Below are 18,177 nucleotides of genomic sequence, written 5' to 3' on the forward strand. Positions count from 1 at the left end.
ATTATAGCAAAGGTTTTTTCTCTCTGTAAATGCTCTTTTGAAAAAAATTATCAAAGACCTTTTGCAATGCGTGCCAGCACGACGTCCCGATCGAACAGCGCAATGACCGCATCGATCGATGGCGTCTGCAACTGACCGGTGATCAGCAGGCGCAATGGCATGGCCAGTTGCGGCATCTTCAGCTTGTGGGCAGCCAGCGTTTCCTTCAGCACTGCCGACAGGGCATCCTTGGTCCACTCTGCCGTTTTCAGTTGCTCGGCGAATTGTGCCAGCGCAGGTCTGATGGCGTCGGTCACGTGTTGTTCCAGCAACGCCGCCTCCGGCGCCGGCTGGCGATAGAACAACATTGTCGCCACGCCCAGCTCGTTCAAGGTGTTGATGCGATCCTTCATCAGCGCAATGACTGCCTGCAGATCGGGGGCGCCATCGAATTGTGCGCCGTGGCTTTCCATCATCGGCCGCACCAGGCCGGCGAGGCGCGCATTGTCGGCCTGCTTGATATAGTGGTTGTTCAGCCAATCGAGTTTTTCCGGGTTGAATTGCGCCGGCGACTTGGTCAGGTGATCGAGATCGAACCATTGCGTGAATTGTTCAATCGAGAACACTTCATCGTCACCGTGACTCCAGCCCAGACGTCCCAGATAATTCAGCATCGCTTCCGGCAGATAACCCTGCGCCGGGTAGTCCATCACGCTGACTGCACCGTGGCGCTTGGAGAGTTTTTCGCCATCGGTGCCGAGAATCATCGGCAAATGGCCGTACTGCGGCAACGGCGCGCCGATTGCTTGCAGAATATTGATCTGGCGCGGCGTGTTGTTGACGTGGTCGTCACCGCGAATCACGTGTGTGATCTTCATGTCGGAATCATCGACTGCCACGCAGAAGTTATACGTCGGCGTGCCGTCGGTGCGCGCGATGATCAAATCGTCGAGCTCGCGATTGGAAATCGTAATCGAGCCTTTGACGACGTCGTTCCACGTGACGTCGCCATCGACCGGATTCCGGAAACGCACAACCGGCTTGCGGCCTTCAGGAATGGCCGGCAAGGTCTTGCCTTCTTCCGGACGCCAGGTGCCGTCATAACGCGGCTTGTCGCCGGCTGCGCGTTGACGCTCGCGCATTGCCTCGACTTCTTCTGCCGTGCAATAACAGTGATAGGCCGTGCCGTTTGCCAGCATTTGCGCAATCACCTCGCGATAGCGATCCATGCGCTTCATCTGGTAGAACGGACCTTCGTCGTGGTTCAGTCCCAGCCATTCCATGCCTTCGATGATGGCCTGTACGGCTTCCGGCGTGGAACGTTCGAGATCAGTATCTTCAATACGCAGCACGAACGTGCCGCCGAAATGGCGCGCATACGCCCACGAAAACAGCGCGGTGCGTGCGCCGCCAACGTGGAGATAGCCGGTCGGGCTGGGTGCAAAACGGGTACGGACTGTCATGGCAAATAAAAACGGCCTTGGGTCGCCAAAGCCGTCCTGTAGGTACGTGGAAAGCCGTTATTCTATCGCGCTGCCCGCCGTATCGCCTAGCATCTGTGCCAATCTCCGCGGATAAAATCGTCTTGCTCGCGGAACCGTGGCCAGACCTCCTCATGGCAGGACCGCATCACACTGCTAAAATGTCGCCTTTCTCCATCTTTCCATCCAGCATCACCCTATGAGCAATCCATCGCCGCGCAAGCTGTTCGTCACAACCGCCCTTCCCTACGCCAACGGTGCCTTCCACATCGGCCACATCATGGAATACATCCAGGCCGACATCTGGGTCCGCTTTCAGCGCATGCAGGGCAATGAGGTGAATTTTGTCGGCGCGGATGACGCGCACGGCGCGCCGATCATGATCGCAGCGGAAAAGGCCGGCATCACGCCGCAACAGTTCGTCGCGAACATTGCCGCCGGTCGCAAGCAATATCTGGATGGCTTTCATATTGCGTTCGACAATTGGCACTCGACTGACGGCCCGGAAAATCATGAACTCGCCAAACAGATCTATCTGGACCTGAAAAAGAACGGCCTGATCTCGAGCAAAACGATCGAGCAGTTCTACGATCCTGAAAAAAACATGTTCCTGCCGGACCGCTACATCAAGGGCCAATGCCCGAAATGCGGTTCACAGGATCAGTACGGCGACAACTGCGAAGTGTGCGGCGCGGTCTATGCGCCAACCGACCTGATCAACCCGTATTCGTCGCTGACTGGCGCAACACCGGTGCTGAAGAATTCAGAACACTTCTTCTTCATGCTGTCCGATCCACGCAGCGTGGCCTTCCTCGAAGAATGGATTTCCGGGAACGACACCGACGGCAAGCCGCATCTGCAGGCGGAAGTCGCCAACAAGGTCAAGGAATGGTTTGCCGTACGCGACAACATCGACGGTTCGACCAGTGAAGGCCTGAGCGACTGGGACATCTCGCGCGATGCGCCGTACTTCGGCATCGAAATTCCCGACGCGGCGGGCAAATATTTCTATGTGTGGCTCGACGCGCCGGTCGGTTATCTGGCGTCGCTGAAAAACCTGCTCGACAAGCGCGGCGACAACTACGACGCCTACATGGCCGATCCGCAGCTGGAACAGATTCACTTCATCGGCAAGGACATCGTCAACTTCCATACGCTGTTCTGGCCGGCGATGCTGAAGTTCAGCGGCCGCAAGACGCCGAACAAGGTGTTCGTGCACGGTTTCCTGACCGTCAACAACGGCGAGAAGATGAGCAAGAGCCGCGGCACCGGCCTCGATCCGCTAAAGTATCTGAGCCTCGGCATGAACCCGGAATGGCTGCGCTACTACCTCGCCAACAAGCTGAGCGCGCGCAACGAAGACATCGACTTCAATCCGGAAGATTTCAGTGCACGCGTCAACAGCGACCTCGTCGGCAAGTACGTCAACATCGCCAGCCGCGCCGCCGGTTTCATCACGAAGAAATTCGACGGCCGTGTGGTCACGACATGGGCAACCGCCGATGATGCGTTCATCGCGAAGTTGCGCAATGCAGCGCCAGAGATTCAATCGTTCTACGATCAGCGTGAATACGGCAAGGCCCTGCGCGCGATCATGGAACAGTGCGACGCGATCAACGCCTATGTCGACGCCAACAAGCCGTGGGAACTGGCGAAAGATGCCGCCAACAATAACAAGCTGCAGGAAGTCTGCAGCCGTCTGCTGGAAGCTTTCCGCATCCTGACGATTTATCTGAAGCCGGTATTGCCAAACGTCGCCACGCAGGTCGAAACACTGCTTAACATCTCGCCACTGCAATGGGACGATGTCGCCACTCCGCTGCCGAACAATCATCAGGTCAATGCGTATGCACACCTGATGACGCGCGTCGAAACGAAAATGCTGGATGCGCTGTTCGAGATGCCACCTGCTGCAGGCGCGGCGGCAAATGAATCGGGCAATGCCCCAACTGCTGCGCCGGCAGATAGCGGTATCGAACCGCTTGCGCCGGAAATCAAGATCGACGATTTTGCAAAGATCGATCTGCGCATTGCAAAGATCGTCAACTGCGAACACGTTGAAGGGTCCGACAAATTGCTGCGCCTGACACTGGACGTCGGCGAAGGTCGTACACGTAACGTGTTCTCCGGCATCAAATCGGCCTACAAGCCGGAAGACCTGATCGGCAAATTGACGGTGCTGGTCGCCAATCTCGCACCGCGCAAGATGAAATTCGGTATTTCGGAAGGCATGGTGATGGCAGCATCCGCCGCCGATGAAAAAGCAAACCCGGGCATCTACATCCTGAACCCGTGGCCCGGTGCCGAACCAGGCATGCGCATCCGTTAATCGCCCCACGTCCGGCCATGCAAACCCAGATCCGCGAAGCGACATTGGACGATGCGCAATTGATTGCGAATCTGACGCGCGCAGCCTGGGCCGATCGCGTGGCCGTCACGTCAGGCGGTCATCGCGAAACGGCAATCTCCGTCAGTGAACATCTGCTGCAGGGCGGGGGCTTCATTCTGTTCGTGGATGGCGCGCCGGCCGGCTCTGCGCGCTGGCTGCCGCGTGAAGACAATCCCGACATCTGGGAAATGCTGCGTATCGGCGTCCTGCCCGCCTACCGCGGGCTTGATCTGTCCCAGCAACTGGTGGAAGCCGTGATCCATCACGCGTACGTCAACGATATCGAGGAATTGCGACTGGCCGTGCGGCACGATCAGCCACGTCTGCTCGATCTGTATGCCGCCTACGATTTTGAGGAGGCGCCCGAGCTGGAATACGCGCACGCCAATCCGATGGACCCGCCGCCAACCGTCATGCGGCGCAAACTGAAGAACTGATTCCCCGTCAATTGATCGGCTGTCAGCCCTGCAGTTCGTTTGATATCGACGTACGCACCACCTGGCCGCTAGCGCGGTCGAAATGCACATTGAACAGCCGTTCCTCGCCGGGCGATTCCATATAGCGCCAGTCCCACACTTCTTCGTTCTTCAGCGGGAATTCAACCGAGGAACGCGGCTTGCCCAATTTGCGACGTATCTCGTCGCGCGTCATGCCGGCTTTGACCGTCGCAAAATTCTCCGGCGTCAGCACCTGCTGCCAGTCGCGCAGCGTGCCTGCAGCATCGATATCGACCATGAACGTGCGGTGTCCTGCCGGCCCCTTCGGATATTCCAGCGTATGCGTGCCATCACCCTGCTGCCAGATTTTTTCCGGCTCGCCCATTGCAGCGCGCACGTCGGCTTCGGTCGAAACGCCCTTTGTCAGTTTCTCCAGGCCGAAATCCTCAACCGGACGGCAACCGAACATCAACAGTCCGCAGAGCAAACCGAACATACCGCGCAGAAAGTTTTTCATGGCGTTTTTATCATCAATGAAGTTACCGGCAATGTGCCCGAATCCGCGCCATGTCGCAAGTTGCAGGGCATTCGTCGCAAACCGGTGATCGGCCATCAAGACAGGGTAGAATAACGGCTGTTTTTATCCAGTTGCCAAATACACCATGTTCAGCAAACAGCACTATAACTACGAATCCGAAGCCACCAAGTTCATCAGTGAACTAAAGCAAAAGAATCCGAATCTGGAAGCCTCTCAACGCGAAGGCCGTGCCCTGCTGTGGGACAAGGCGCCGATCGATCTCGACCAGATGGACCGCACCAATGCATCGCGCGTCCAGCAACAAGCTTACCCGTACCAAAACAAAGTTCGCTGATTCGACAATGAGCGAAGAGCGGAGCAACGCTCCCAACCCGATGCTGGCGCAGATGCCGTCCAGTGCGCCGGATCTGGTTGTCGACGGCAGGCCGGACACCACACCCGACGTCATCGACGGTGTTGCCTATGCGCGCCTGTACGGCGAACCGCTGTTCCGCATGCCGACGGATCTGTACATTCCGCCGGATGCGCTGGAAGTCTTTCTTGAAGCATTCGAAGGTCCGCTCGATCTGCTGCTGTATCTGATCCGCAAGCAGAACTTCAACATCCTCGACATTCCGATGGCGCAGGTGACGAAGCAGTACCTGCAATACGTCGATCAAATCCGACTCCACAATCTCGAACTCGCTGCCGAATATCTGTTGATGGCCGCGATGCTGATCGAGATCAAGTCGCGCATGCTGCTGCCGGTGCGCAAGGCCGATACCGGCGAAGAAGCCGCCGATCCGCGCGCCGAACTGGTACGCCGCCTGCTCGAATACGAACAGATGAAGCTGGCGTCGCAACAGCTCGACGCACTGCCGCAACTGGGTCGCGACTATGTCCGCACCCAGGTCTACATCGAACAGAACACGGTCGTGCGCTGGCCGGACGTCAATGTCGTCGATCTGCAAAGTGCATGGGCCGACCTGCTGCGTCGCGCCAAGCTGACCGCACATCACACGATCAGCCGCGAGGAATTGTCGGTGCGCGAACACATGACCTCCATTCTGCGTCGTCTGCAGTCGAGCAAGTTTGTCGAGTTCACCGACCTGTTCGATCCTTCGCGCGGCGTTCCCGTTGTTGTCGTCAATTTCGTTGCACTGCTCGAGCTGGGCAAGGAAACGCTGATCGAAATCACGCAGGCCGAACCCTTCGCTCCGATTTACGTCCGTCTGGCCTACGCGCCGAGCTGACCGTCGTCCATTCATTTCTCGCGCCTGACGGCGTGCCGCGTTTTATCAAGGCAGATTCATGAAAATCATCTCTTCCATCGAAGAACTGCGCGACCATTTGCATGGCCAGCTGCGTACCGCATTCGTGCCGACCATGGGCAATCTGCACGAAGGCCATCTTTCGCTGATGCGACTCGCACGCCGGCATGGCGATCCTGTGGTCGCATCGATTTTCGTCAATCGCCTGCAGTTCGGACCGAATGAGGACTTCGACAAGTATCCGCGTACGTTCCAGGCCGACGTCGAAAAGCTGGAAAAGGAAGGCGTCTACATCCTGTTTGCACCGACCGAAAAGGATTTGTACCCGGAGCCGCAGGAATTCCGCGTGCGACCACCCGACGATCTGGGCAATACGCTGGAAGGCGAATTCCGCCCCGGATTTTTTACCGGCGTGACGACCGTCGTGCTGAAACTCTTCTCCTGCGTGCAGCCGCGCGTTGCCGTGTTCGGCAAGAAGGATTATCAGCAGTTGATGATCGTGCGCAACATGGCCAAGCAGTTTGCGCTGCCGACCGAAATCATCGCAGCGGAAACCTTCCGCGCCGATGACGGCCTCGCGCTGTCATCGCGCAATGGTTATCTATCGACGGCAGAACGGGCCGAAGCACCGGCGTTGTATCGTGTGTTGAATGAAGTTGCCAATGAAGTACGCAGCGGCCATCTCGACATCTTCGAACTGGAACGCAAGGCAATGGCCGATCTCGCCGGGCGCGGCTGGAAGCCGGATTACATCTCGATCCGCAAGCAATCGAATCTGCAACCACCCGCAGCCGGCGACATGGCGCAAGGTGAAAAACTCGTTGTACTGGCTGCTGCCAAACTCGGCGTTACGCGCCTGATCGACAATCTGGAGATCTAGATCATATGCACATAAAAAATGCCGCGTTCGTGCGGCATTTTTTATTGCATCAGTGAGATGACGATCTCCTCACACTTTAGCGTCGGTTGACCCATGCAAGCAACGATTCCCATTGCTCGCGGTCCTTTTCCACACGCCCCGGCGCCACATCCCATAACGTCGCGCCGTTGGCCGCCAGTTGCACGTAATTCTGCGTGCTGCGCAGAAAACCGAGCACCGGCAGACCGAGTCCTTCCACGTAGTTAACCAACTGATCCGCCGCCCGCGTACGTACATCAACCCGCATGCCGAGCACACCGACATCGGCCTTGCCTTTGTATTCGGCCAGTTTCTGCAGGAAATCCTGCGTCGCCAGGATATCGAACATTGACGGCTGCAACGGCACGATCACCTTGTCGGCGATTTGCATGACCTTGTCGAAACGCTTGCCGCTGAAACCGGCCGGTGTGTCGAGCACGATGTGCGTCGTACCCTTCGGCGGCTTGGCAACGTGACCGTCCTCGATTTCCCATGCCTGAATCGCCGGCAGCGCAGGTGAACGCAACTTCAGCCATTGACGCGACGATTGCTGCACATCGACATCGCCCAGCATCACGCTATGGCCTTGCGATGCGAAATAGCCGGCGAGATTGGTGGCAATCGTGCTTTTGCCGACGCCACCTTTCGGATTGGCGATGACGATGACTGGCATGAAGGTTCTCCTTTGTTGGTCTGGGCGCTCCGTCAGGCATGGCCTGAAATTGCCGAAAAGCATAACATGCCGTTTCCCGACTCAAGCAGCATGCCGCGAGCGTGGCCTTTCAAAGTTCGTTTAGCGGTGCTTCAACGATTGCAGTGCCTGCAACAACGGTCGCGCGGCATCGGCGATGCGATCCAGACTCGCCTCGCGCAGGCTTGCCGTATCGACCGTAAGATCGCTCTCCAGTCCAGCCCAGCGCAACAAGGCCTGACATGCGGCCGGCGTATCGAACAGGCCGTGCAGATAGGTACCGAGAATCCGGTCGTCTTTGGAGCGTGCGCCTTCCGCCCGCCCGTCGATGATGAAAGCAGGATGCGCGCGCGCGTCGCCATCAGAAAGACCCATGTGGATTTCATATCCGGTCACGGCGGCATCGGCAAAGGCGCAACGTCCGCCGACCTGCTCGAGCGTCTTCTCCTGCGTCAGTTCGGTGGCGATCTCCAGTAAACCCAGCCCTGCGGATGTGCCCGGCGCGCCCTCGACGCCGTGCGGATCGGCGACACTTTGCCCCAGCATCTGATAACCGCCGCAAATCCCGATCACCTTGCCGCCATAACGCAGATGTCGCTTGAGTGCGTCCTGCCAGCCGTTCGCCTTCAACCATTCGAGATCGCCGCGCGTGTGTTTGCTGCCGGGAAGAATGATCAGATCGGCCGGTGGAATCGGTTGTCCCGGGCCGATCAACTGCAGATCGACATCCGGATGGGCACGCAACGCATCGAAATCGGTGTGATTGCTGATACGTGGAAAAACCGGTACCACGACACGAAATGCGCCGCGTGCGGCCTGCGCCTGTTCGACCGCATCTTCCGCGTCGAGGAACAGGCCGTGCAGATAAGGCAAGACCGCCAGCACCGGCTTGCCGGTACGTTGTTCGAGCCAGTCCAGCCCAGGTTGCAGCAGCGAGAGATCGCCGCGGAACCGATTGATGACGAAACCGATAGTCCGGTCGCGTTCGCTTTGCGACAGACAATCCAGCGTGCCGACGATATGTGCAAAGACGCCGCCGCGGTCAATGTCGGCAACCAGAATCACCGGGCAATCGACTGCTTCGGCGAAACCCATGTTGGCGATATCGCGATCGCGCAAATTGATCTCGGCCGGACTGCCTGCACCTTCGACCAGCACTGTCTCGTATTGCGCGGCAAGGCGTCGATATGATTCCAGAACGGCCTGCATCGCGACCGGCTTGTAGGCATGATAGTCGCGCGCATTCATGTCGCTGCGCGCCTTGCCGTGGATGATGACTTGCGCGCCGATATCGCTGGACGGTTTCAGCAGAACCGGATTCATGTCGGTATGCGGCGCAATGCCGGCTGCAATCGCCTGCAGTGCCTGTGCACGACCGATCTCGCCGCCGTCTTCCGTCACCGCGCTGTTCAATGCCATGTTCTGCGGCTTGAATGGGACGACCTTTACGCCTTCACGCATCAGCAAGCGACATAGTGCAGCGACCAGCGTCGTTTTGCCGGCATCCGAAGTGGTTCCCTGCACCATCAGGGTTTTGAAGGGAAACGACACAAGGTCCTCAGGGCTTGGCAATACGACGACTGCGCGCTTCTTCCAGCTTTTCACACACCATGGCGGCACCGTCGATCAGGCGCGGACCGGCGCGATTGAGCAGATCGGCGTTGATGGAAAAGAGGTTGCCGTTCTTCACCGCCAGCAGATCCGGATACCGTGCCCAGATCTCCAGCCCGGCCGTCGTCTTGCGGTCGCCGGTAATCATCGCCTCCGGATTTGCCAGAAGCACTGCTTCCGTGGAAACCGACGGTGCCGTGACAGAGAGGTGCGCGAATACGTTTTCGGCGCCGCACAAGCGCATGACATCGCTCAAGATGTGGGTACCGTTCAATGTATAAATCGGCTTGCCCCACACTTGATAAAAGGTACGAACGGTCGGACGGTCGCGATACTTTGCCGCGAGGCTTGCCAATTGCGCCCGCTCCGCTGCCGCCATCTTGTCCGCCTGCTGTTCCGTTCCCATCAACCTGCCCAGCCGCGCGACGGAATCAGGAATGTCGGCCAGCTTCTTCGGCTCGCTGTAAAAGAACGGGATGCCAAGCTTGCGCAGACTGTCGAGCTGACGCTCCGAACTGCCGTGCAGCCAGACGACGAGCAAATCCGGCTTGAGCGCAATGACGCGTTCGATATCGATCTGCTGGTGATTGCCTACATGCGAGATCCTCAACGCTGCGGCAGGATAGTCGCTGTATTCGACAGTACCGACAATGCGATCGCCACCGCCGGCAGCGAAAATCAGTTCCGTTGCATGCGGCGCCAGCGACACGATACGTTGCGCAGGTTTATCCAGCACCACCGAGTTGCCGGCGTCGTCCCGCACCGTGATCGTCGCACCTGCATGTGCGGCAAGCAGCGCCATCCATATCGGGGCAATCCATGAAACGCGATACTTCATATTGTTCCTTGCTGTGATTTCCATGATGTCAGTGCCTGCTGCAATCGCAACCAACCGGCTTCGTCCGGCGGCAAGCCCAATCGCACGCCATGTGTAAAGGGCCTGATCCAGATACCGTGCCGTGCCATGCATTCGGCAAATTCCGCAACCTGCTTTTCCCGCCAGTATTGATAGAGCGCACAACCGCTCGACGCAATGCCGTGAGCAGCCAGCAATTCCTGCAAACGTGCTCCTTCAGCCAGCAGCTGGATGCGCATCGCGGATTGCCACTTGAAGTCCGACAATGCCGCAGCACCGATCTGTTGTGCCGGGCCGCTGACGGTCCATGGACCGATCGCTTCCCGCAATTTTTCCAGCACGGCCTCTTCTGCAATCACGAAGCCAAGCCTCAAGCCGGCGAGGCCGAAGAACTTGCCGACCGAACGCAGCACGATCAATCCCGGTTGCTCGGCTGCCGCGGCAACGCTCAGTTCCGGTGTGACGTCGCCAAACGCTTCATCGACAATCAGCCAGCCGCCGCGAGCGGCAAGTTTTGCAGCCCATCGCTTCAATGCATCCGGTGCGACAGTTTCACCTGTCGGATTGTTGGGATTGCAGACGACCATGACATCGCACTCATCGACTGCCGATTCCAGTTGCGCATACGGCACTTCGCGCACGGTATGGCCGGCCAGATGCCATCGATGCGCATGCTCGTTATAGGACGGCGTTGCGGTTATCACGCGTGAATGTTTGCGCAAACGCGGCAAAGTCTGGATCGCAGCCTGTGTACCGGCGACCGGCAATAGAAATGCACCCCCGTAATAACCTTGCGCGGCTTCCAGCAATTGTGCATTCGATTCCGGCAGGCGACGCCATGCATCCTCCTCCAGCATCGGCACCGGCCAGCTATGCGGATTAATGCCGGTCGACAGGTCCAGCCATGCGTCGCGTGGACGTCCGTAACGCCGGATTGCATCGTGCAGGTTACCGCCATGCTCAAGCAAGGAAGACTCCTGCAATGCAAAGAATGCCGACCCACAATGCAGTCGTCGATGCCACCAAGCGCCACGCGCGCGGAATGTCCGCACCGCTTACAGCAGGACCTGCGCCCAATACCGGACGCTGTTCGACTTCGCCATCGTAGACCGCGTCACCGCCCAACGAAATGTCCAGCGCTCCCGCTCCGGCCGACATGACCGGCCCAGCGTTCGGGCTGCTCCACAGCGATGCCTGCGTGCGCCAACAATGCCATGCCTGGCGCGTATTGCCGAGCAAAGCGTAGGACAAGGCGGTCAATCGTGCGGGAATGAAATTCAGGACATCGTCCATGCGTGCAGCGGCACAACCGAAGGCGAGAAAACGCGGCGTGCGATAACCCCACATAGCGTCCAGCGTATTCGCCAGACGGAAGAACAACGCGCCCGGGCCACCCGCAACGACGAACCAGAACAAGGTGCCGAAGACAGCGTCGTTACCGTTTTCCAGCAACGATTCGACGCCTGCTTTCGCGAGATCCGGTTCTTCTGCGCGCGCCGTATCGCGGCTGACAATACGTGCCGTCAGCAGCCGCGCCTGCGCGAGATCGCCAGCCGCCAAGGCGCGTGCGATCGGCAACGAATGTTCGCGCAAGCTGCGTAGGCCGAGGCTGAAGTACAGCAACAAGGTATGCGCGGCCAGTGCCGCAATGACATTCCATCCAGCCAGCCATGTGGTCAGCGCCCATGCGGCAAATGAAAACGGCAAGACAACGACACCCCAGGCAAGAACACCGCGTGCGAATTGCACGTTACCGCTGTTCATTTTTTCCTCGACGCATGCAGCCAGATTGCCGAAACCGACCAGCGGATGCCAGCGTCGCGCTTCGCCGAACAGCATGTCCAACGCAATACCGATCGCCGTCACAAGGGCGATTGCCAGCAAGGTCAGACCGGTCAACATGTCATCCCTTCAACGATACCGGCAAACCGGCAACGATCAACGTCGCACGATCGCAAACTGCCGCAACATCCTGATTCAACCGTCCCGACTCGTCGACGAACCAGCGCGACACCGCACCTTGCGGAATCACGCCCTGTCCGACTTCATTCGTTACAAGCAGCACGTCGCCGGCCGCGTGTTCCAGCACCTGCAACAGGCCTGCACGCTGCCGCGAAAAACACGCTGACGCATCGATCACGCCAACTTCGGGAAAATCTCTCTGTTCGAAAAACAGCAGGTTGGCAAGCCACACTGTCAGACAATCCACGAGGATGACACTATCGGCTGCAGCATGCCGTTCGATCGCGTCACCAAGTGCAAGCGGCTCTTCCACCGTGAACCAATCGATCGAACGGCGCTGGCGGTGATGCGCAATGCGCTGCTGCATCTCTTCATCGCCAGCTCGCGCCGTAGCGATATAGACGACCTTTTTCCCCGAGGAGATGGCAAGCCGTTCTGCATGCGCGCTTTTGCCCGAGCGCGCCCCGCCGATGATCAAGGTGCGTACCGTCATGCATCCGCCGCTGAAAAAATACGTGCCATCGCCGCCGGGCAGGAAGAAAAGTAGGCGTGAAAATAGGTCGCCGTCAGCGCGCGTTGACGATAAACGGCTTCGCCGATTTCACCATTTCTTTGCCGAATGGTTTGTGCAACCGGCTCTGCCGAAGTGGCAAAAGTCGAATAATGGAAAGCATGTCCGCGTAATTCGCCATGCTCGGTCGCCAGCGACTGCATGCCGATGCCGGCCAGATGCGATTGCATGACAACCTGACCGGGTATCAAGCCGGCCATCGGCCATTGCGTTCCTTGCGCGTCGGTCAGGCTTTCGGCCACGACCATCATGCCGCCACACTCGGCGAGGATCGGCATGTTGGCTTGGTGCGCGGCACGCATGGAAGCCTGCCAGCGATGCGCCGACGACAACGTGGCGCAATGCAGTTCCGGATAACCGCCGGGTACGTAGACTGCGTCCGCATCGGCGGGGATCGGTTCGTCGTTCAATGGCGAAAAAAATTGCAGCGTCGCACCTGCTCCGCGCAGGCATGCGAGATTGGCCGGATAGACAAATGCAAACGCCGCATCGCGTGCAATCGCGATATTTTTCCCGGCCAACAGTTGCGGCATGGACGGCAACGGCACGTCATCCAGATCGATGGGCGCAATGGCGTTCCATGCATCCATATCGAGTTCGATTCGGTCGGCAAGATTGTCCAGCACCCGATCGACTTCAGCGATTTCCTCCGGCTGCACCAGGCCGAGGTGCCGTTCCGGCAGCGAGGCCTGCTGCCGTGCCAACGTCCCCAGCATCTGCACATCGCGTACGCTTTGCGCAACCATCTGCGCGTGCGAGGCGCTGGCAACACGATTGACGATCACGCCAGCCAGATCGACCGGACCGTATTGCTGCAGTCCGAGCACAATGGCGCCGGCTGTTTGCGACATCTTCGACGCATCCAGTACCGCAACGACCGGCACACCGAACGCGCGCGCCAGATCGGCCGACGACGGATTGCCGTCGTACAAGCCCATCACACCTTCAATGAGAATCACATCGGCCAGTTCCGCCGCCTGCGCCAACAGACGGCGACATTCGTCAAGGCCGACCATCCACAGATCGAGCGCATAGACATCCGCACCGCTCGCCCGTTGCAGGATCATCGGATCGAGAAAGTCAGGCCCTGTCTTGAAAATGCGAACACGCTGACCTTCGCGCATCAGCCTGCGTGCCAGCGCAGCGGTGACCGTGGTTTTACCCTGACCGGATGCGACAGCAGATACGAGAACGATACGTGCACGTGCCATTGCTACCACTCCACGCCCGGCTGAGCCGCGATGCCGTTGGCAAACGCATGTTTGACCGGTGTCATTTCCGTTACCGTATCTGCGACTTCGATCAGCTCCGGTGGAGCGCCGCGGCCGGTCACGATGACGTGCTGCATCGACGGCCGCGCCTGCAGATCGGCGATGACCTGCTGCACGTCCAGATATTTGTATTTCAATGCGATATTGAGTTCATCCAGTATCACCATACCGATTTCCGGATCGCTCAGCAGCTCCTTTGCACGTTGCCAGGCAAGCTGCGCCTTTTCGACATCACGTGCACGGTCCTGCGTCTCCCACGTGTAGCCTTCGCCCATGACATGGAAGCTGACCTCCTCCGGAAAACGGCGGAAGAAATTTTCTTCACCTGTGGCAATTGCGCCCTTGATGAACTGCACCACGCCGACTTTCATGCCGTGACCAAGCGCACGCGCCACCATGCCGAATGCGCTGGAACTTTTTCCCTTGCCGTTGCCGCAAGTGATGACGAGCACGCCGGCATCGCGTGTAGCGGCTGCTATTTTCTTGTCGACGACTTCCTTCTTGCGCGCCATGCGCGTGTTGTGGCGTTGCGCGACACCGTCGGAATTCTTGTTTTCTTCGTTACTCATGTTTTTCCTTCTGCAGCCAGATAGATGGTGCGGCCACCATGGCTGACAATTTCGATCGGGTGGCCGAGACAGGCGCTCAATAACGGTGCCGTCAATACTTCGCTTGCCGGCCCTGCCCGCCATGTTCCGTCGCCCATCAACAGCAAAGCATGCGTGGCGATGCTGTTTGCCAGATTCAGATCATGACTGACCATGATCACCGATTTGTCTTTTTCCCTGCACAGTTTTGCCAGCAGATTCATGACGCCGACCTGATGCGCCAGATCGAGTGCATTTGCCGGTTCATCCAGTAGTAACAACGGCGTATCCTGCGCGAGCACTGCAGCAATTGCCACGCGCTGTCGCTCTCCGCCGGACAATGAACGCACATCACGTTCGGCCAGAGCAGCCACATCCATCGCCTGCAAGGCCGCATGGGCTGCCGTGTAATCGTCAGCCGATTCCCAATAAGCGTCTTCGTGATACGGATGGCGCGCAGAAAGCACCGTTTCAATCACGCGATAACCGAACGCGTCATTCCGGCCTTGTGGCAAGAAAGCACGTTCACGTGCCAGCGCCTGCAGAGGCCAATCGGCAATCGGACGCTCGTGCAAGACAACCTGACCCGCTTCTGCATCGCGCAATCCAGTGAGTGTGCGTAACAGTGTGCTCTTGCCGGCACCATTGCGACCGATGACGCACCAGCATTCTCCCGGCGCGACTTGCCAATCCAGTGCATCGATCAACACACGATTCGCGATGCGTAGCTGAAGATTTCTTGTTTGCATCAGCGCTTCCTCAACTGGTGCAATTGCAACAGGAAAACCGGCACGCCGATGATCGCCGTGATCACGCCAACCGGCAATTGCTGCGGTGCGATGATCGTACGTGCGAGCGTATCGGCAAGCACGAGAAAAGCGCCGCCAACCAGCGCCGATGCCGGCAACAGCAAACGATGATCAGGTCCCAGCATGAAACGACATGCATGCGGCACGATCAGGCCGACGAAGCCGATACTGCCGGCGTTACTGACCGCACTCGCCGTCAGCAGCGCAGAACACAAAAACAGTCCGCGCCTGAAAAGGCCGACATTGATGCCAAGCGTGGAAGCTGCATCTGCATGCAAGGCCATCACATTGATTGCCCGCGCCGCGCGCGTCGCGAACAGCATCGCGCCAGCCAGCACGATCCACGGCAGCCAGCGAAACTGCGTACCGGACAGATCTCCGATCATCCAGAACACCATGCCGCGCAGACGATTTTCCGGCGCAATCGACAACATCAAGGCGACCAACGCACTACAACCGGAAGCCAGAATCACGCCCGTCAGCAAAAGCAGCGGCGCGCTACCGTCAGGATTCGATGCGCCTCGTAAATCACGACGCGCCAATACGTACAACAGCATGGCAATGACAATTGCCCCGCAAAACGCGGCGACATCGACCATCCATGCCGCACTGAATAACAGCAATGCGCCCAGCGCTCCAACCGCTGCACCACCTGAAACGCCCAGCACGTATGGTTCGGCGAGCGGGTTGCGCAACAAGGCCTGCATCATGACGCCAGCCAGTGTTAATGAAGCGCCGGTAACAAAGGCGGATAACGCACGACCGAATCGCAACTCGACCAGCGTCGTCGCCATTGACGATGTCGTTCCCTGCATCAATCCGCTTATCGCATTGACGACGTCCGAGAACGGCAAGGCAACCGAACCAATCACACAGGCGAGCAAGATACTCGACAGCGCGAGCGCAATCAGAACCGCCAGTACCTTCCACGCTCTCGCTCGCCCTGACAGGGCGGGCTTGGCGACAGGTTTGTCAGCACTTTTCTGTATTGACGACAAAATATTCGGTACTTTCAAAAAATTGCGCATGCCATGTGCCTGAAAGGCAGCACGCATGCGCATGGACAGCTACAAATACCTGGATGAATGTTTAATTAAAGCCGTACCGAACGCCGACAAAAACATTGGAATCAGGAGTTTCATATCCTCGCGCCAACGTATAGTTCTTGTCTGTCACATTGTTCCAGCGTCCGAACAATTGCCAATTGTCGGTCAAATCATAAGTTGCATGCAGGTTCAACAAGGTATAACCGCCCAGTCTCTGGAGATTATCGTCGTCATTGAATCGATGTCCCGAAAAGAACACATCACTACCGACTGTCCATGGGCCGACGGCATAGTCGAGGCTGATCGTACCGTGAGTTTGTGCACGACGTGCTATCAGATTATCGCTGGTTTCATTGCGCGGGTCCTGCAGATCGAGCGTGCCGCGCAGAGCGAAATTACCGAATTTCGTACCCGCGCCCAATGATATCCCCTTCAGCAATGCTTCTTCAATGTTGGCTGCGCAACCAGAAGAGGTCGCCGCGCAAGGAGCATAATCCAGAAGATCGGTAACCCGATTGTGATAATAGACAATACTGAAATCCGATTTTCCGTCATCGTAATACGCGCCAACCTCGGCGTTTCTGCCTTTTTCCGGCTTGACGTCCGGATTTCCGGATTTGGGATAGTACAACTCGTTGTATGTCGGCGCACGGAAGCTTGTGCCCACACTACCGTTCAAACGCCAACTTTGAGTGAGATGGTAGCCATATCCCAAGCTGCCTGTAACGTGTGATCCGTAAGCAGAATTGTCGTCATAGCGTAGTCCCGCGCTACCAATATGATCCCCGCGCTTGAGTTGATAAGCGATCGCAAGCGAGTCGGTATCGCGATCTTTATTCAATCCGCTCGTCGTTGTCTGGCTTGTCTGTACTTCTTCGTTCAGATGTTCGGCAACGACCTGCAATAGATCCGATCCGATTCGAATATCGTTTTGCCAGGTATATCGATCTTGCTGCGACGCGATCACTGACGCCTTCGGCGATGTGTAATCCCGTCCCTTGTCTTCATTTCGGGAGACTTGGAACAGGCTGCTCCAGTTAGTGGTGATTTGATTGCGCGTATACGCGGAATAAACATCGACGTCGCTGATTCGGTGCGTATTGAATGGCGTTTTTACGCCGTTGTCATATTCACCCTCGTTGCGGCTGTTGAGGAATGTCAAACCGATCTCCTGCCCTTTTGCCAGTTCCCAGGAAATCTGCCCGCTGACGCTCTTCTTGCTGTAACCATCGTCGTCAGGATTGAAACTGCTCGATTTTTTGTTTGTCGAATTGAATCCATCCGAATCTTCATGCGAAGCATTGATCGCATAACGAAGGACATGATCGCCTTCCGTAGATCCGTAAACCCCCGCTGTGATTACCCGCTCGCCGTTACTTCCTGCTCCCGCAGAGAACGTCGGATGTGGTTTGCCGTCGCCTTTTTTTGTAAATACCTGGATAACGCCACCCACAGCATCGGCACCATAGATGACACTCAATGGGCCCAGAATGATTTCGATATGGTCGATCTGGGAAAGTGGAATTGCTGACCAGGTCGGCTCCCCGGACGTCGACGAAAAACTGCGAACGCCATCAATCAGCAGAATTGTCTGCTTTGGTGTTCCGCCGCGAATGGCAACGCTTGCACTACTACCTGCGCCCCCATTTCTCGTTACTTCAACACCGCGCTGCAATTGCAGCAAGTCGACCAGCGAGGTTTGGCCTGACTGCAGAATTTCTTCCGACGAGATGACCACGTGATCGCTGATAACGTCCCCAACCTTTTGTGCGGAACGCGACGCAGTCACCATGACTGGTGC

18 protein-coding genes are annotated in these 18,177 nt (G+C 57.7%); 5 read left to right on the forward strand and 13 right to left on the reverse strand.

Translation table 11 applies throughout. From position 1 onward, the window contains the following. Positions 1-50 precede the first annotated feature (50 nt). On the reverse strand, positions 51-1,442 hold the full coding sequence (gene gltX, locus VN114_RS11395) for a glutamate--tRNA ligase (protein ID WP_325514946.1): 1,392 nt from the start codon (positions 1,440-1,442) through the stop codon (positions 51-53). A 217-nt stretch (positions 1,443-1,659) separates the two neighbouring features. On the opposite strand from gltX, the gene metG reads away from it, so the two are divergent. Both metG and VN114_RS11405 read left to right on the forward strand, forming a co-directional pair. Next, a complete protein-coding gene (gene metG / locus VN114_RS11400; RefSeq protein ID WP_325514948.1) occupies positions 1,660-3,789 on the forward strand; it encodes a methionine--tRNA ligase in 2,130 nt (709 codons plus the stop codon). Positions 3,790-3,806: 17 nt separating this feature from the next. Further along, on the forward strand, positions 3,807-4,286 hold the full coding sequence (locus VN114_RS11405) for a GNAT family N-acetyltransferase (RefSeq protein WP_325514950.1): 480 nt from the start codon (positions 3,807-3,809) through the stop codon (positions 4,284-4,286). Positions 4,287-4,308: 22 nt separating this feature from the next. Here VN114_RS11405 and bamE read toward each other — a convergent pair whose 3' ends face one another. Beyond that, the gene (bamE, locus tag VN114_RS11410) at positions 4,309-4,803 is read right to left on the reverse strand and encodes an outer membrane protein assembly factor BamE domain-containing protein (RefSeq protein ID WP_325514952.1); all 495 of its coding nucleotides are present in this window, start codon (positions 4,801-4,803) and stop codon (positions 4,309-4,311) included. Between the two features lie 145 nt (positions 4,804-4,948). Here bamE and VN114_RS11415 point away from each other — a divergent pair, with 145 nt between their 5' ends. From VN114_RS11415 to panC, 3 genes are read left to right on the forward strand one after another with little or no spacing between them, the layout of a single operon-like run. After that, positions 4,949-5,158, forward strand: coding sequence for a DUF3460 family protein (locus tag VN114_RS11415; protein ID WP_325514954.1), 210 nt, complete (start codon positions 4,949-4,951; stop codon positions 5,156-5,158). Between the two features lie 52 nt (positions 5,159-5,210). Continuing rightward, complete coding sequence (locus VN114_RS11420; RefSeq protein WP_414694219.1) at positions 5,211-6,056, forward strand: segregation and condensation protein A; 846 nt, start codon at positions 5,211-5,213, stop codon at positions 6,054-6,056. Positions 6,057-6,114: 58 nt separating this feature from the next. Next, positions 6,115-6,954, forward strand: coding sequence for a pantoate--beta-alanine ligase (panC, locus tag VN114_RS11425; protein ID WP_325514956.1), 840 nt, complete (start codon positions 6,115-6,117; stop codon positions 6,952-6,954). Positions 6,955-7,030: 76 nt separating this feature from the next. On the opposite strand, the gene VN114_RS11430 is transcribed toward panC, so the two are convergent. From VN114_RS11430 to VN114_RS11480, 11 genes are all read right to left on the reverse strand, one after another. Next, a complete protein-coding gene (locus VN114_RS11430) occupies positions 7,031-7,645 on the reverse strand; it encodes a ParA family protein (RefSeq protein WP_325514958.1) in 615 nt (204 codons plus the stop codon). 120 nt (positions 7,646-7,765) lie between these two features. After that, positions 7,766-9,190, reverse strand: coding sequence for a cobyric acid synthase (locus VN114_RS11435; RefSeq protein ID WP_325514976.1), 1,425 nt, complete (start codon positions 9,188-9,190; stop codon positions 7,766-7,768). 31 nt (positions 9,191-9,221) lie between these two features. Next, positions 9,222-10,112: a cobalamin-binding protein gene (locus tag VN114_RS11440; RefSeq protein WP_325514959.1), complete on the reverse strand. Its 891-nt coding sequence runs from the start codon at positions 10,110-10,112 to the stop codon at positions 9,222-9,224. Next, the gene (gene cobD / locus VN114_RS11445) at positions 10,109-11,098 is read right to left on the reverse strand and encodes a threonine-phosphate decarboxylase CobD (protein ID WP_325514961.1); all 990 of its coding nucleotides are present in this window, start codon (positions 11,096-11,098) and stop codon (positions 10,109-10,111) included. Before cobD ends, VN114_RS11440 begins: the two co-directional genes overlap by 4 nt. Then, positions 11,091-12,032 (reverse strand): adenosylcobinamide-phosphate synthase CbiB, encoded by a 942-nt coding sequence (gene cbiB, locus VN114_RS11450; protein ID WP_325514963.1) that lies wholly within the window; start codon positions 12,030-12,032, stop codon positions 11,091-11,093. Before cbiB ends, cobD begins: the two co-directional genes overlap by 8 nt. 1 nt (position 12,033) lies before the next feature. Next, positions 12,034-12,585 (reverse strand): bifunctional adenosylcobinamide kinase/adenosylcobinamide-phosphate guanylyltransferase, encoded by a 552-nt coding sequence (cobU, locus tag VN114_RS11455; RefSeq protein WP_325514965.1) that lies wholly within the window; start codon positions 12,583-12,585, stop codon positions 12,034-12,036. Beyond that, the gene (locus tag VN114_RS11460) at positions 12,582-13,874 is read right to left on the reverse strand and encodes a cobyrinate a,c-diamide synthase (protein ID WP_325514967.1); all 1,293 of its coding nucleotides are present in this window, start codon (positions 13,872-13,874) and stop codon (positions 12,582-12,584) included. Before VN114_RS11460 ends, cobU begins: the two co-directional genes overlap by 4 nt. Positions 13,875-13,876: 2 nt before the next feature. Further along, the gene (gene cobO / locus VN114_RS11465; protein WP_325514969.1) at positions 13,877-14,503 is read right to left on the reverse strand and encodes a cob(I)yrinic acid a,c-diamide adenosyltransferase; all 627 of its coding nucleotides are present in this window, start codon (positions 14,501-14,503) and stop codon (positions 13,877-13,879) included. Beyond that, positions 14,500-15,270 (reverse strand): ABC transporter ATP-binding protein, encoded by a 771-nt coding sequence (locus VN114_RS11470; RefSeq protein ID WP_325514971.1) that lies wholly within the window; start codon positions 15,268-15,270, stop codon positions 14,500-14,502. Before VN114_RS11470 ends, cobO begins: the two co-directional genes overlap by 4 nt. Next, positions 15,270-16,358 carry an iron ABC transporter permease gene (locus VN114_RS11475; protein WP_325514972.1) on the reverse strand — a complete coding sequence of 363 codons (1,089 nt, stop codon included), beginning with the start codon at positions 16,356-16,358 and terminating at the stop codon, positions 15,270-15,272. Before VN114_RS11475 ends, VN114_RS11470 begins: the two co-directional genes overlap by 1 nt. 61 nt (positions 16,359-16,419) lie before the next feature. Next, positions 16,420-18,177 (reverse strand): TonB-dependent receptor domain-containing protein (locus tag VN114_RS11480; RefSeq protein WP_325514973.1); only part of this gene is annotated, 1,758 nt, incomplete at its 5' end.

The organism is Oxalicibacterium sp. (assembly GCF_035565035.1).
Lineage (GTDB): Bacteria > Pseudomonadota > Gammaproteobacteria > Burkholderiales > Burkholderiaceae_D > Oxalicibacterium.